Origin of the sequence: Variovorax sp. 770b2 (assembly GCF_900115685.1) — a bacterium.
In the GTDB taxonomy this organism is placed as follows: Bacteria; Pseudomonadota; Gammaproteobacteria; order Burkholderiales; family Burkholderiaceae_C; genus Variovorax.
In genome coordinates this window covers 107,551-121,559 of the sequence record NZ_FOXJ01000003.1, presented here as the reverse complement: position 1 = coordinate 121,559, position 14,009 = coordinate 107,551, and the positions used below count along the sequence as shown (strand labels likewise).

The 14,009-nt window shown below is 68.6% G+C and carries 13 protein-coding genes; 8 read left to right on the top strand and 5 right to left on the bottom strand.

Going from position 1 to position 14,009, the window contains the following annotated elements; all coding sequences use genetic code 11:
- Window positions 1-31 precede the first annotated feature (31 nt).
- A complete protein-coding gene (locus BM133_RS19860; protein ID WP_093437427.1) occupies window positions 32-1,132 on the top strand; it encodes a BMP family ABC transporter substrate-binding protein in 1,101 nt (366 codons plus the stop codon).
- Here BM133_RS19860 and BM133_RS19855 read toward each other — a convergent pair whose 3' ends face one another.
- Window positions 1,133-1,996 (bottom strand): LysR family transcriptional regulator, encoded by an 864-nt coding sequence (locus BM133_RS19855; protein ID WP_256219277.1) that lies wholly within the window; start codon window positions 1,994-1,996, stop codon window positions 1,133-1,135.
- Between the two features lie 121 nt (window positions 1,997-2,117).
- Here BM133_RS19855 and BM133_RS19850 point away from each other — a divergent pair, with 121 nt between their 5' ends.
- The 6 genes from BM133_RS19850 (at window position 2,118) to BM133_RS19825 (ending at window position 8,340) form a co-directional block, all read left to right on the top strand.
- The gene (locus BM133_RS19850) at window positions 2,118-2,723 is read left to right on the top strand and encodes a short chain dehydrogenase (RefSeq protein ID WP_093437422.1); all 606 of its coding nucleotides are present in this window, start codon (window positions 2,118-2,120) and stop codon (window positions 2,721-2,723) included.
- Between the two features lie 181 nt (window positions 2,724-2,904).
- A complete protein-coding gene (locus BM133_RS19845; protein ID WP_256219276.1) occupies window positions 2,905-3,714 on the top strand; it encodes a hypothetical protein in 810 nt (269 codons plus the stop codon).
- An 89-nt stretch (window positions 3,715-3,803) separates the two neighbouring features.
- Complete coding sequence (gene guaD, locus BM133_RS19840) at window positions 3,804-5,090, top strand: guanine deaminase (protein WP_093437417.1); 1,287 nt, start codon at window positions 3,804-3,806, stop codon at window positions 5,088-5,090.
- A 73-nt stretch (window positions 5,091-5,163) separates the two neighbouring features.
- The gene (gene dcd / locus BM133_RS19835) at window positions 5,164-5,730 is read left to right on the top strand and encodes a dCTP deaminase (protein ID WP_013542862.1); all 567 of its coding nucleotides are present in this window, start codon (window positions 5,164-5,166) and stop codon (window positions 5,728-5,730) included.
- 100 nt (window positions 5,731-5,830) lie between these two features.
- A complete protein-coding gene (locus BM133_RS19830) occupies window positions 5,831-6,724 on the top strand; it encodes a KPN_02809 family neutral zinc metallopeptidase (RefSeq protein ID WP_093437414.1) in 894 nt (297 codons plus the stop codon).
- Between the two features lie 131 nt (window positions 6,725-6,855).
- Window positions 6,856-8,340: a DEAD/DEAH box helicase gene (locus tag BM133_RS19825; RefSeq protein ID WP_093437411.1), complete on the top strand. Its 1,485-nt coding sequence runs from the start codon at window positions 6,856-6,858 to the stop codon at window positions 8,338-8,340.
- Between the two features lie 69 nt (window positions 8,341-8,409).
- Here BM133_RS19825 and BM133_RS19820 read toward each other — a convergent pair whose 3' ends face one another.
- The 4 genes from BM133_RS19820 to BM133_RS19805 are packed head-to-tail and all read right to left on the bottom strand — an operon-like array spanning window position 8,410 to window position 12,837.
- The gene (locus tag BM133_RS19820; RefSeq protein ID WP_093437408.1) at window positions 8,410-10,032 is read right to left on the bottom strand and encodes a rhodanese-related sulfurtransferase; all 1,623 of its coding nucleotides are present in this window, start codon (window positions 10,030-10,032) and stop codon (window positions 8,410-8,412) included.
- The gene (locus tag BM133_RS19815; protein WP_177224888.1) at window positions 10,029-10,628 is read right to left on the bottom strand and encodes a cysteine dioxygenase family protein; all 600 of its coding nucleotides are present in this window, start codon (window positions 10,626-10,628) and stop codon (window positions 10,029-10,031) included. Before BM133_RS19815 ends, BM133_RS19820 begins: the two co-directional genes overlap by 4 nt.
- A complete protein-coding gene (locus tag BM133_RS19810) occupies window positions 10,625-11,605 on the bottom strand; it encodes an ABC transporter substrate-binding protein (protein ID WP_093437406.1) in 981 nt (326 codons plus the stop codon). Before BM133_RS19810 ends, BM133_RS19815 begins: the two co-directional genes overlap by 4 nt.
- Window positions 11,602-12,837, bottom strand: a complete 1,236-nt coding sequence (locus tag BM133_RS19805) for an acyl-CoA dehydrogenase family protein (RefSeq protein WP_093437403.1) — start codon at window positions 12,835-12,837, stop codon at window positions 11,602-11,604. Before BM133_RS19805 ends, BM133_RS19810 begins: the two co-directional genes overlap by 4 nt.
- 156 nt (window positions 12,838-12,993) lie before the next feature.
- Here BM133_RS19805 and BM133_RS19800 point away from each other — a divergent pair, with 156 nt between their 5' ends.
- On the top strand, window positions 12,994-14,004 hold the full coding sequence (locus tag BM133_RS19800) for an ABC transporter substrate-binding protein (RefSeq protein WP_093438215.1): 1,011 nt from the start codon (window positions 12,994-12,996) through the stop codon (window positions 14,002-14,004).
- Window positions 14,005-14,009 lie beyond the last annotated feature (5 nt).

Sequence of the window (14,009 nt, the reverse complement as noted above, 5' to 3'; positions counted from 1 at the left end):
TTGCTTTTCCGGGGCCATGTAGAGGACCACCATGTACAAAAACCTCGCGGGCCGCGCCGTTCTGGCGTGGGCGGCCGCCTGTTTTTTATCTCCCGCTTTTTCGCAGACGCAGGCTTCGACGAAACCGCTGAAGATCGGCTTCGTCTACGTCACGCCGGTCACCGATGCCGGCTGGGTGCGCCAGCATGAAGAGGGCCGCAAGGCCGTCGAGGCGGCGCTCGGGGCGAGGGTGAAGACCACCTTCGTGGAGAACGTGGCCGAAGGGGCCGATGCCGAACGCGTGATCCGCGACCTCGCGCAGCAGGGCAACCAGCTCATCTTCACGCCCAGCTTCGGCTACATGGAACCGACGCTCAAGGTGGCGCGCGATTTTCCCGATGTGAAGTTCGAGTCGATCACGGGCTACAAGCCCGCGGCCAACGTGGCGACCGCGAATGCGCGCTACTACGAAGGCCGCTATCTCGCGGGCATCGCGGCCGGGCGCATGACGAAGACGAATGTGGCGGGCTACGTGGCGGGCTTTCCGATTCCCGAGGTGCTGCAGGGCATCAACGCGTTCACCCTGGGCATGCGCTCGGTGAACCCGAATGCGAAGGTCGCCGTGGTGTGGCTCAACGAGTGGTTCGATCCACCCAGGGAGCGCGACGCGGCGATGGCGCTCTTCAACCAGAACGCCGACGTCGTCGCCTTTCACACCGGCTCCACCGCCGTGATGGCCGCGGCGCAGGAGCGCGGAAAGATGGCCATTGCGTACCACTCCGACATGCGCAAGATCGCGCCCGATGCGCAGATCGTCGCGGTCACGCACCAGTGGGGCGGCTACTACACGCAGCGCGCGAAGGCGGTGCTCGATGGCACCTGGAAGAGCGGCAACCTCTGGGGCGGCGTGAAGGAAGGAATGATCCGCGTCGGCGACTTCGGCACCAAGGTGCCCAAGGCCGTGCAGCAGGAAGTGCTGGCGCGGCAGCAGGACATCGCGGCCGGCAAGCTGCAGCCGTTTCGCGCGGTGGCGGCCGATGTGCGCGACAACGAGGGCCACGTCGTGATCGCCAAGGGGTCCCAACTGAGCGACGAGCAGATCCTGAAGATGAACTGGCTGGTCGATGGCGTGCAGGGCCGCGTGACGCGTTGATCAACCCAGCCGCTCGACCACGAAGTCGACGAAGGTGCGCAGCTTGGCGCTCGGCCGCGCTTCGGGCAATCGCATGATGTGCACCGGGCGCGTCGGCAGTTCCCACTCCGCAAGCAACTGAACCACCTGGCCCGAGGCCAGGGCGGGGCCGAGCAGCGCATCGGCCTGCACGACCACCCCCACGCCGGCCATCGCGGCGGCGAGCAAGGCCTGCCCGTTGTTGGTGGTGAGCGGGCCGCGCACGGGCACATGCACCGTCTGGCCGTCGCGCGTGAAGCGCCATGAATGGTTCGGGCCCCAGGTGGCAAAGCCCAGCAGCGGGAACGCTTCGAGGTCCGACGGGTGCTTCGGCTGGCCGTGGCGCGCGACCCATGCGGGGCTCGCGACCGCGAACATGCGCGCGAGCGCGAGCGGCCGTGCGATGAGGCGTTCATCGACCGCCGCGCCCGAGCGGATGCCGCAGTCGAAGCCTTCTTCGGCCAGGTCGACCACGCGGTCGTTGAGCACCAGATCCACCTTCACCTGCGGATAGGCGGCGATGTAGTCGCCGATCACCGGCGTGAGCCGGTGCGCGCCGTACGCCACCGGCGCCGTGACGCGCAGCACGCCCTGCGGCTTGGCGCGCAGCGACTCGGCCACGCCATCGGCGGTGTGCACGCTCGCGAGCACATCGCGGCAGCGCTCCAGGTAGGCCGCGCCGATCTCCGTGAGCGCATGGCGCCGCGTGGTGCGCTCGAGCAGGCGCGCGCCCAGCTGGTCTTCGAGCGCGCGGATGTGCTTGCCGACCATCACGGCCGAGAGATCGAGCGCCTCGGCCGCAGCGGCGAAGCTGCCCGCGTCCACCGTCGCGACGAAGACTTCCATGGCGCGCAGCTTGTCCATATTGAGAACCCAGAGTTTCGAATTGCCGAACCGGATGGCAATTTATCAAACTATCAGTTCGCAAAACAATGGGCGCTTCTTGATTCATTCAGCGAGGTTTGTCATGAAGATTCTTGTGGTGGGCGCTACGGGTGCCATAGGCAGTGCGGTGGCCGGGGTGCTGGCCGAACGCGGGCACGACGTGGTGCGCGCAGGTCGCACGCGAGGCGACCTGCAGGTCGATATCACGAGCGATGCGAGCGTCCAGGCGCTATACGCCGCGGTGGGGCGTGTCGATGCGATCGTCTCGGCGGCTGGCGGCCTGTTCTTCGGGCCGCTCGCCGAAATGCGGCCGGCCGATTTCAACGTCGGCCTGCAGGACAAGCTGCTCGGCCAGGTGCGGCTCGCGCTGCTGGGCCAGCATGTGCTGGCCGATGGCGGTTCGATCACGCTGACCACGGGGGTGGCGGCCGAAGACCCGGTTCGTGGGGGAAGCAATGCGGCGGCGATGAATGCGGCGGTCGAAGGGTTCGTGAAAGGCGCAGCGATCGAGTTGCCGCGGGGCCTGCGCATCAATGCGGTGAGTCCGACGCTGCTGACGGAATCGTTGGCGGCGTATGGCGCGCTCTTTCCGGGTGTCGAGACCGTACCGGCCGCGCGCGTGGCGCTGGCCTATGTGCGCAGCATCGAAGGACCGCTGACGGGACGCGTGTTTCGCGTGTGGCAATGAAGAGGCGCACACGGCTTGCAGGCGCGCTGCTCGCGCTCGCCACGACGGTCGCCACTGCCGCACCGCCTGTCGTGCAGGCGCTGCCCGAGCGCTGCCCGAGGACTGGTACCCGGAGAGCGTCGCCATCGGCCCGGACGGTGCGTTCTACGTCGGCAGCTGGCGCCAGGGCGCGGTCGCCCGGTTGAAGCCGGGCGCCGCGCCGAAGGCCGAGGTGCTCGTGAAGCCCGGCGCCAATGGCCTGGCGAACGGGCAGGGCGTGCTGGTCGATGCGAAGCACCAGGCCCTGTGGGTGTGCTCGGGCAACAGCGGCTTCACCACCGTGCCGCAGACGCCGAGCGCGCTCAAGCGCTACGACCTGGCCACCGGCGCGCCGCGCGCGAGCTACGCGGTGCCCGATGCGGGCTACTGCAACGACCTGGCGCAGGACGCGCACGGCAACGTCTACGTGACCGACTCCTTCCATCCGCGCGTGCTGCGGCTCGCGCCGGGCGCGGCCGCGTTCACGGTCTGGAAGGAAGACCCGGCGCTCGCCGGCGAAGGGCCCTACAAGGGGCTGAACGGCATCGCCATCGATGGCGGGCGCGACGTGTACGTGAGCCTCGTGGCGGCGTCGTCGCATCTGCTGCGCATCGGGTTGGGCGCGGACGGCCGGGCGGGCGAGGTCACGCGCGTCGAGGCGCCGCGCGTGATGAAGAACGTCGATGCGATCCGCGCCTGGAAGCCGGGGCGGCTGGTGCTGTTCGAGAGCAATGCCTTCGGCGACGGCCCGTACGGCGGACAGGTCACGGTGGCGCGGGTCGAGGGCGCGAAGCTCGGACTGCAAACGGTGGTGGCCGGGCTCAACGATCCGTCGTCGGGCGCGGTGCGGGGCGACCGCGTCTATTTCATCGAGTCGAAGTACGCGCTGCTGACCACGCGCAAGGACGGCGACGGGCCCGTGCCGCGCGGCGTGCCCTTCGACATCCAGTCGCACGCGTTGCCGCGGGATTGAGGGGCGCTGGAGAGTGCATTCCGCATATAGCACTCATATGCGCATGGAAATTGCGGCGGCGCGGGGCTGCATTACCCTCCGCAGCCACGATGAAAAAAGCCTACCGCGCCTCCCTCCTGCGATTCGACGACGCCGGCCTGCCCGTTTTCGATGAAGACGGCCTCCTGGTCGTCGCCCCCGACAGCGCCGGTCGCCAGCGCGTCCTCGCTGCCGGCAGCCACGCCGCCGTGTCGCCGCGCCATCCCGATGCCGACGTGACCCATCTGCCGGGCCGCATCCTTGCGCCGGGCTTCGTGGACATGCACATCCACTTTCCGCAGACCGACATCATCGGTGCGCCATCGCCGGGCCTCTTGCCCTGGCTCGAGAACTACACATTCCCCGCAGAAGCCAAGTTCGTGGACCCCGCGCATTCGCGCGAAGTGGCCGATGTGTTCTTCGACGAGCTGCTGCGCAACGGCGTGACCACCTCGCTCACCTTCGCGACCTCGCACGTCGCCTCGGTCGATGCCTTCTTCGAGAGCGCGCAGCGCCGCCAGCTGCGCATGATCACCGGCAAGGTGCTGCAGGACCGCAACTCGCCCGACGGCGTGCGCGACCAGACCGAGCAGAGCCTCGTCGATACCGAGTCGCTGATCCGCAAGTGGCACAACGTCGACCGCCTGGGCTACGCCATCACGCCGCGTTTCGCGCCCACCAGCACCGATGCGCAGATGCGCGGTGCCGGCGAATTGGCCGCCAGGTACGGCGACACCTGGATCCAGTCGCACGTGGCCGAGAACCGCGACGAGGTGCAGTGGGCGCGGGAGCTCTACCCGAAGTCGCGCTCGTACCTGGACGTGTACGCCGGCTTCGGCCTGATGCGCGAGCGCGCCGTGTACGCGCACTGCATCTACATCGACGACGAAGACCGCCGCCTGATGCGCGAGACGAAAACGGCCGCGGCCGTGAGCCCGACGAGCAACCTGTTCCTGGGCAGCGGCTTCTTCGACTTCGGCGCGGCCGACCGCATCGAGTCGCCTTACGGCCTGGCGAGCGATGTGGGCGGCGGCACCAGCTTCAGCCCCTTCCACACGATGCTGGCCGCCTATTACGTGGGCCGCGAGGGCCAGACCAAGACCGGCCTGAGCATCCCGCCCTCGCGGCTGTGGTGGCACCACACCGGCGGCGCGGCGCGTTCGCTGGGACTGGGTGGCGTGGTGGGCAACCTGCAGCCGGGCTGCGAGGCCGACTTCCTGGTGCTGAATCCCTCGGCCACGCCACTGCTGGCGCGCAAGACGAAGCTGGCCAACAACCTCGAGGAACTGCTGTTCGCGATGATCGTGCTGGGCGATGACCGGCTGGTCGAGCGCACCGTGATTTCGCAGGCGGGCTGAGCGAGGAGGGCGGGGCGTTTGGCGCGTGCCACAATTCGCGCCATTCCCCCCGCAGCAGCATCGGCGACCGCATATGAGCATCAAGAGCGACAAATGGATTCGGCGCATGGCCGAGCAGACCGGCATGATCGAGCCCTTCGAGCCCGGCCAGGTCCGCGAAGCCTCCGGCCACAAGATCATCAGCTACGGCACCTCCAGCTACGGCTACGACATCCGCTGCGCGCCTGAATTCAAGGTCTTCACCAACATCCACAGCACGGTGGTCGACCCGAAGAACTTCGACGAGAAGAGCTTCGTGGACATGCACGGCGACTACTGCATCATCCCGCCCAACAGCTTCGCGCTGGCGCGCACCGTCGAGTACTTCCGCATCCCGCGCAACGTGCTGACCATTTGCCTTGGCAAGAGCACGTACGCGCGCTGCGGGATCATCGTCAACGTGACCCCGTTCGAGCCCGAGTGGGAAGGCTACGTGACGCTGGAATTCAGCAACACCACGCCGCTGCCCGCCAAGATCTACGCGGGCGAAGGCTGCGCGCAGGTGCTGTTCTTCGAGAGCGACGAAGTCTGCGAGACCAGCTACAAGGACCGCGGCGGCAAGTACCAGGGCCAGCGCGGCGTGACGCTGCCCAAGACCTGATCCCGGTGCCCTGACTGCCGGTTACGCCACCGGCCCCGGGGGCAAGTACCATCCAGCAACTATCCGGCCACATTTCTGCAAGGCCGGGAAGGAGACTGCGATGAGATGGGAAGGCAACGAACAATCGGACAACGTTGAAGATCGCCGCGGCGAAGGTGGCGGCGGCGGTGGTGGCGGAGGCGGCTTCATCGGCGGCCGCGGCATCGGCATCGGCACCATCGCGGTCGCGCTGATCGCCGGCTGGGTCTTCGGCATCAACCCGCTCACCGTGCTGAGCCTGCTCAGCGGGGGCGGCGGTACCGAGCAGGTGCAGCAGGCACCGCAGGGCCCCGCACCCAAGCCGCCTTCCGGCGACCGCGAAGCGGCGTTCGTCTCGACGGTGCTCAAGAACACCGAAGTGGTGTGGACCGACATCTTCCGGCAGAACGGCGGCAGCTACCAGGCGCCCCGGCTCGTGCTGTTCCGCGGCGCCACGCCCACGGCCTGCGGCACGGGGCAATCGGCCATGGGCCCGTTCTACTGCCCCGGCGACAAGAAGGTCTACATCGACCTGGGCTTCTACGAAACGCTGAAGAACCAGCTCGGCGCGCCGGGCGAATTCGCGCAGGCCTACGTCATCGCGCACGAGGTCGGCCACCACGTGCAGGACGAGCTGGGCATCACCGCCAAGGTCGACGGCATGCGCGGGCGCCTGAGCCAGTCGCAGAACAACGCGGTGAGCGTGCGCGTCGAGCTTCAGGCCGACTGCTTCGCGGGCGTGTGGGCGCACCATTCGCAGGAGTCGAAGAAGTGGCTCGACCCGGGCGACATCGAGGCGGCGATGAACGCCGCGCAGAAGATCGGCGACGACGCGCTGCAGCGTTCCGCGGGCCGCGCGGTCGTGCCCGACAGCTTCACCCACGGCTCCAGCGCACAGCGCCAGAAGTGGTTCGGCGCGGGTTATCAGAGCGGCGACATGAAGTCGTGCGACACCTTCAACGCGCGCAATCTTTGAGCTTCGTGGGCGCGCAAGGCCCATGTTTGTTGACTTAAGTGCTATTGAATAAATAGCAATACCGCCGGCGCGGACGTTGTCACGGCGCCGTCACTGCCGTTTTTTGCGGCAATGCGACAATAGCGGGCTCAATGACAAGCTCCTTCTCCAATCTATCGCTGGCAGAACCGCTGGCCCGCGCCGTAGCCGAAATGGGCTACGAGACCATGACACCGATCCAGGAGCAGGCCATTCCGGTCGTGCTTTCGGGCCAGGATGTGATGGGCGCCGCGCAGACCGGCACCGGCAAGACGGCGGCGTTCTCGCTCCCCTTGCTGCAGCGCATGCTCAAGCACGAAAACGCCTCCACCTCGCCCGCGCGGCATCCGGTGCGCGCACTGGTGCTGTTGCCCACGCGTGAACTGGCCGACCAGGTCGCGCAACAGGTCAAGCTGTACGCCAAGTACACCAACCTGCGCAGCACGGTGGTGTTCGGCGGCATCGACATGAAGCCGCAGACGCTGGAGTTGAAGCGCGGCGTCGAGGTGCTGGTGGCCACGCCGGGGCGCCTGCTCGATCACATCGAAGCCAAGAACGCGGTGCTCAACCAGGTCGAATACGTGGTGCTCGACGAAGCCGACCGCATGCTGGACATCGGCTTCCTGCCCGACCTGCAGCGCATCCTGAGCTACCTGCCCAAGCAGCGCACCACGCTCCTGTTCTCGGCCACGTTCTCGCCCGAAATCAAGCGCCTTGCCGGCAGCTACCTGCAGAACCCGGTCACCATCGAAGTGGCACGGCCGAACGAAACGGCCTCCACCGTGGAGCAGCATTTCTACAGCGTCTCGGACGACGACAAGCGCCGTGCGCTCAAGCAGATCGTCAAGCAGCGCGGCATCACGCAGGCCTTCGTGTTCGTCAACAGCAAGCTCGGTTGCGCGCGCCTCGCACGCTCGCTGGAGCGCGACGGTCTGCGTACCACCGCACTGCACGGCGACAAGAGCCAGGACGAACGCCTGAAGGCGCTCGCTTCGTTCAAGGCCGGCGAAGTCGACCTGCTGGTGTGCACCGATGTCGCGGCCCGTGGCCTCGATATCAAGGACGTGCCCGCCGTCTTCAACTTCGACATTCCGTTCAACGCCGAAGACTACGTGCACCGTATCGGCCGCACCGGCCGCGCCGGCGCCTCGGGCCTGGCCGTGAGCTTTGCCAGCGGCGGCAACGATGCGCGCCTGGTGGCCGACATCGAGAAGCTGATCAAGAAGAAGATCGAGCTCGAACCCGTCGAGTTCGAGGAAGACCGCCCGCGCGGCCGCATCAACGACGGACGCCGCCACTGGCGCGAAGAAGGCGAAGCCGGCGACGCACGCGACGTGCTCGACCAGCCGCGCGAACGCAGCAGCAGCAGCTTCGGTGCCGACGCCCCCCGTCGCGGCACCGGCGGTGGCGGACGCCCGCACCGTGCGCCTTCCGCACCGCGCGATCCCTTCTTCGACAAGCCCTACGAGCCGGGCGAGGCCGATGCCACGCCGGCATGGGAAGCCGCCGCCAAGGCAGCGCCCGCGCGCGGCATCTCGAGCAACATCAAGAGCAAGCGCAAGGTCGCGGCGCTGTTCAAGAGCGCCGAGCCGAGCTGATCGGCTCCAACGCTGCGAAAAAAAAGGCCGGGTGATCCCCGGCCTTTTTTCTTTGGCTGACCCGACCGGTCAGATCACCTTGAAGTGATGCGTTCCATCGCGTCCCAGTTGCGCGACCAGCCCGTACTCCCAATCCAGATACGCCTGCATGGCTTCCGCGGGCGCATCGGTGCCTTCGTAGGGCCGGCGATAGCGATCGGTGCGCGCCGTCGCAAGGCGCGTCTCGCCGGTCTCGGCGTCGAAGCCCGCCGCGAACCACGCCGCGTTGCCACCGGTGAGCACCAGCACTTCGGCATCGCGTTGTCCACGCGCATCGAGCAGCGCGCGCAGGTCGGCCGCGGCATAGCGCGCGAGCAGGCTGCTGCCGCATGTCAGCACATAGCGCTGCGATGCAGGAATCACCGCATCGACCGCGCCCGCGAGCTGCGCGCGAATCACATACCAGGCACCCGGGATGTGGCGTTTCACATAGTTGGCGCTGGTGGTCACGTCGAGCACGGCGGTGCCGGGTTGCTTCAACAATTCGGCCAGTGCCTTGGGAGCGATTTCTCCGACGGTCGCTGCAACCGGCGGGTAGGTGGGCGATGGCGTCGCGGTTTCAGTGAACGCCGAAGCAGAAGGCGCCGTGTCGGGCACATAGACCTCCCACCCCATCTGCGCGAGCCACGACGCGCTCATCGATGCGCGCACGCCGTCGTCGTCCGCCAGCACGATGCGCGCGCCGCGCACCGGCACCTGGTGGTCGGTCTCCTGCACCAGTTGTCCGCCGGGCGCGCTCGCAAAGCCGGGGAGATGGCCCGCCGCATATTCCTCTGGCGTGCGCACGTCGAAGCGATAGACGGTGCGGCCCGGCGCCTCCAGCGTCTGCAACGCATCGAGCGCGATGCGCCGCACGCCGGCCTTGTCGGCCACGCGCCGCGCATCGACCTGTGCCTGCGCGCGATGCGCATCGGACACCGCGGCCGGCGCCTGCCGACCGGCCCCATGGTCCAGCACCTGCCCTGCGAGCTTCCATCCGATCGTGCCGTTGCGCAGCGCCGCCACCGGGTTCGGAATGCCCGCATTCACCAGCGACTGCGTGCCGATGATGCTGCGCGTGCGGCCCGCGCAATTGACGATCACCTGCGTCGCCGGATCGGGTGCCAGCTCGCGCACCCGCAGCACCAGTTCCGCGCCGGGCACGCTCGTGGCCGAGGGAATGCTCATCGTCTGGTACTCGTCGAAGCGGCGCGCATCGAGCACCACCACGTTGGCCTTGCCTTCGACCAGCGCCTTCACCTCGGGCGCGGAGAGCGAGGGGGTGTGCCGCTCGTGCTCGACCAGTTCGCCGAACGACTTGCTCGGCACGTTCACGTCGCCGAACAGCTCGCCGCCCGCCGCGCGCCATCCTTCCAGGCCGCCTTCGAGCAGATGCACGTTCGTGTAGCCGAGCGCAGCGAAGGTGCGTGCCGCGAGCGGCGCGAGATCGGTGCCGTCATGCGCGCCGTACAGCACGATGAGCGTGTCCCGCCGCGGAATGCGCCGCCAGGCCTCGATCTCGATCTTCGAGAGCGGCAGGTTCGCGGCCCACAGCGGGTGTTCCTGCGCGAACGGATCTTCCTCCCGCACATCGAGCAGCGCCGTCTCTTCGCGCGCAACGAGTCGCTCGCGCACGGCGGAAAAGGGCAGGAGAGGGAAGGCAGCGGTCGTCATGCGAATGTCGATCTGAGTTCGTCGGAGCGGTCCCAGAGGTTGGGAAGCAGCGTGTTGGAGTAGCCTGAGACGAAGGGCTTGCGCCCGCCCTCGGCCGGGTAAGTATGCCGCCGTACCGCGCCGATGTTGGCGCCGTAGACGTGAATGCTGATCGACACGCGGTCCGCATGCGCGTTGTGCACACGGTGCAGGTCGCCGACGGTGGGCGACACGGCCTCCACGTCGCCGGCATCGAGCCGCACCGCGTCGCCCTGCGGCTGTGCGCGGCCACTGCTGTCGAACACATGGCCCTGGCTGTATTCCGCGCCGCGCAGCATGCCGATGAGGCCCCACACCGTGTGGTCATGGATCGGCGTGGCCTGCCCCGGTCCCCAGACGAAGCTCACGACCGAGAAGCGTTCGGTGCTGTCGGCATGCAGCAAGAACTGCTGGTAGCGCGCCGGGTCGGGCCGCGCGAACGCATCGGGCAGCCAGTCGTCGCGCGCCACCAGCGCGCGCAGCAGCGCACCGCCTTCGGAGAGGATGCGGGGCTCGTCGGGCGCGCTGTCGAGCAGCCGGCCGAAAGCGCCGACGAAGTCGCGCAGCGGCGCGATCACGCGGGGCGCTTCCAGAGCTGCGTGTCGGTGATGGCGCGCACGTCCACCCGCACCGGCAGGATGCCGTCGCGCGCCGAGCGGTCGGCCACGGCCTGCAGCAGGGCGATGTCGGCTTCGCTCACCGGCCGGCCCGCCACCGAGGCACGCGACGTGATGATGCGCGCCGACTCGATCGGCAAGCGCGTGAGCTGGCTGTAGGCCTGCGCATAGGCCTCGGGATTGGCCAGCGCCCAGTCGCCCGCGCGGCCCAGCCGGTCCAGGAACTGCACGATGGCCGCGCGCCGGGCCGGATCGGCCAGCGAATGCTCGCTCGCGGTGATGAAGCCCAGCGCGGTGTTGATGCCGCGCCCGTCGCGCAGGATGCGCCCACCCTGCTGCACCGCGATCGTGTAGTACGGATCGAAGACGGCCCACGCGTCGATCTGCCTGGAGGCGAAGGCGGCCGCCGCATCGGTCGGCAGCACGAACTTCACCGTCACCTCGCTGCGCGGCACGCCGGCCTCTTCGAGCGCGCCGTAGAGCTGGTACTGCGAGATGCTGCCGCGCGCCGACGAGACGATCACCGTCTTGCCGCGCAGGTCGCCCACGCTGCGCAAGGGCGAATCGGGCTGCACCACGATGCCCAGCGAATCGGCCTTGCCGACGCGCGTGGCGACGATCTTCAGCGGCGTCTTGCCGACGGCCGCGGCGAGCACCGGCAGGTCGCCGGCCATCGCGGTGTCGACGGCGGCGCTGCGTTGTGCCTCGAACAGCGGCGCGGCACCCTGGAAGTTGGCCCAGCGGTAGGCGAAGGGTGCGCCCTCGAGCGCCTTCGACGCCTCGAACAGCGAACGCAGGCCACCGGCCTGGTCGCCGAGGATCAGCGTGGTCTGCGACTGTGCCCACGTGCGCAGCGAACCGGTTGCGGCCAGCGAGAGCGCGGCACCTTGCTTCAGCCAACTGCGGCGCGAGGCCTTGGAGAACAGCAGATCGGTCATGCGGCAACTCCCGCCGGCAGCAGCGCGCGCTTGCCCGCGCCGACCAGGATCGCATCGTTCTGCGGCGTGTGGATGCGGCTGCACAGCACGTCGCGGTAGTGGCGCTCCAGCGGGTTCTGCCGCGTGAGGCCGTGGTTGCCGCTCAGCTGCAGCGCAAGCTCGACCACGCGGATCGCGTTGTTCGTCACCGTGTACTTGAGGAGCCCGCTGTCGGTGGCCGGCTGCGCGTGGCCGTTGTCGACGGCCGAGGCCGCGTCGTCGAGCAGCACGCGGTTGGTGCGCAGCAGCGCCTCGATCTCGCCGACATGTTCCTGCACGCGCGGCAGGCTCGCGAGCGGCGCGCCCAGGCTGCCGGGTGCGCGCTGGTTCAAAAAGTCCACCAGCCAGTCGCGCGCGGCCTGTGCCACCGCGTCGTAGAGGCTGCCGAGCAGCACGACCATCCAGGCCTGCTGGGTGGCGTGCGCGTCGATGTCGGTCTGGCTGCCGGCATCGGGCGCCCAGTCGGCCGGCGTGCGCAGGTCGACCGCGTGGTCCAGGTCGATGGCGACGTTCTCGAAGATCACTTCGTGGCTGCCCGAGGCGCGCAGGCCCAGGTGGTCCCAACTGGCGATCACGCGCACGCCGGGGGCGTTGCGGGGAACCAGGAACACGCCGGTACTCGGTGTCGGCTCCTCGGTGCGTGCCCACACGGCGAGCCATGTCAGGCCCTCGATGCCGGTGGTGTAGAGCTTGTGGCCGTCGATGCTCCAGCCGTTGCCGTCGCGCCGTGCGACGGTCGATGGCAGGCCGCCGCGCGAGGGCGATCCGAGCGCCGGCTCCACGCGCAGCGCATTGATGAGCGCGCCGTGCTCCACAGCGTCGCGCGCCACGCGTTCGCGCAACTGCGGCGGCCAGCGGTTGTCGCCGCGCGTGAGCGCATGGTGCTGCAGGTAGGTCATCGTGAGGATCAGCGCCGTGGCCGGCTCGCCGCGCGCCACGGCCGCGATCACGCGCCGGGCCGTCGCCAGCGTGGCGCTGCCGCCGCCATGCACCGCGGGCGCAACGAGGCCGATGAGGCCGCTGGCCTGCAACGCCTCGAAGTTCTCTTGCGGAAAGGCGCCGCTGCGGTCGTGGTCGGCCGCGGTCGCTGCGAACCGGGCCGACAGCCGGGCCAGCAGCGCGGTATCGACGGTGGCGGAAGGGGGTTGTTCTTCAGGCGTGGCCGACGGGCGGCGCAAGGGGAGTGCACTCATGGTTCCCGCACGGTACCGGCCCGTCGGCGGCACGAAAACGACGCATCCCGCATATGCAAACTCGTTTTTCTGCGTTCGCTTTTGGAAGGCGCCTCGGTACGGTCTCGCTTCTCTCCCATGACTCCCGTGGGCATGGAAGACGAAAGACCGCAACGCATGAAACCCGATTTCCCCCTCGATCGCCGCAGCCTGCTGCAGGCCGCCGCCGCATGGAGCGCAGCCGCCGCCGGCCTGGGTGCGCATGCGGCCCAGGCCGCAACGCCGTCGCGCGACCTCTCGGGCGTGACCTTGCGCGTCGGCACCTACAAGGGCCTGTGGCGGCCGCTGCTGCAGGCTTCCGGCCAGGCCAACACGCCCTACAAGATCGATTGGCGCGAACTCAACAACGGCGTGCTGCACATCGAGGCCATCAACGGCGATGCGCTCGACCTGGGTTCGGGCAGCGAGATCCCGCCGGTGTTCGCGGCGCGGCAGAAATCCAGCGTGCGGCTCGTCGCGGTGACGCACGAAGACCTCAACAACCAGGCCACGCTCGCCCGCAAGGACGCCCCGATCCGCTCGATCGCGGACTTCAAGGGCAAGCGCGTGGGCTACGTGCGCGCCACCACCTCGCACTACTACCTGGCCAAGCAGCTGGCCGAGGCGGGGCTCTCGTTCAGCGACATCCAGGCCGTGAGCCTCACGCCCTCGGACGGCCTCTCGGCCTTCGCGCGCGGCGATCTCGATGCGTGGGCCATCTACGGCTACAACGGCCAGCTCGCGCGCACCCAGTACGGCGCGCGGATCATCAAGACCGGCGTGGGCTACCTCTCGGGCAACTTCCCGATCTACGCCAATCCGCGCGCGCTGGACGACACGCTGCGCCGCGCGGCATTGAGCGACCTGCTGCAGCGCCTGCAGCGGTCGTTCGCGTGGATCAACGGCAACTACCTGGCCTATGCGCGCGCGCAGTCGGCCGAGACGCGCGTGCCGGTCGGCGACATCGTCGAACTCTTCAACGGCCGCAGCGGCGACTACAGCCTCGGCCCGGTCAGCGACGCCGTGGTGCGCAGCCACCAGGACGTGGCCGACACCTTCCTGAAGATCGGCGTGCTCGACGGCCCCGCCGATGTGAAGCCTCTCTGGGACCGCAGCTTCGAAAGCGTGCTGCGCCTGCCCGCCGCCTGAAACAC

What these genes read in the sequence shown, in the direction of transcription:
- BM133_RS19860 (WP_093437427.1), top strand. Translation starts at nt 32, where the DNA reads ATGTACAAAAACCTCGCGGGCCGCGCCGTTCTGGCGTGGGCGGCCGCC.
- BM133_RS19800 (WP_093438215.1), top strand. Translation starts at nt 12,994, where the DNA reads ATGAAACCCGATTTCCCCCTCGATCGCCGCAGCCTGCTGCAGGCCGCC.
- dcd (WP_013542862.1), top strand. Translation starts at nt 5,164, where the DNA reads ATGAGCATCAAGAGCGACAAATGGATTCGGCGCATGGCCGAGCAGACC.
- guaD (WP_093437417.1), top strand. Translation starts at nt 3,804, where the DNA reads ATGAAAAAAGCCTACCGCGCCTCCCTCCTGCGATTCGACGACGCCGGC.
- BM133_RS19805 (WP_093437403.1), bottom strand. Translation starts at nt 12,837, where the DNA reads ATGAGTGCACTCCCCTTGCGCCGCCCGTCGGCCACGCCTGAAGAACAA.
- BM133_RS19830 (WP_093437414.1), top strand. Translation starts at nt 5,831, where the DNA reads ATGAGATGGGAAGGCAACGAACAATCGGACAACGTTGAAGATCGCCGC.
- BM133_RS19825 (WP_093437411.1), top strand. Translation starts at nt 6,856, where the DNA reads ATGACAAGCTCCTTCTCCAATCTATCGCTGGCAGAACCGCTGGCCCGC.
- BM133_RS19810 (WP_093437406.1), bottom strand. Translation starts at nt 11,605, where the DNA reads ATGACCGATCTGCTGTTCTCCAAGGCCTCGCGCCGCAGTTGGCTGAAG.
- BM133_RS19820 (WP_093437408.1), bottom strand. Translation starts at nt 10,032, where the DNA reads ATGACGACCGCTGCCTTCCCTCTCCTGCCCTTTTCCGCCGTGCGCGAG.
- BM133_RS19855 (WP_256219277.1), bottom strand. Translation starts at nt 1,996, where the DNA reads ATGGAAGTCTTCGTCGCGACGGTGGACGCGGGCAGCTTCGCCGCTGCG.
- BM133_RS19850 (WP_093437422.1), top strand. Translation starts at nt 2,118, where the DNA reads ATGAAGATTCTTGTGGTGGGCGCTACGGGTGCCATAGGCAGTGCGGTG.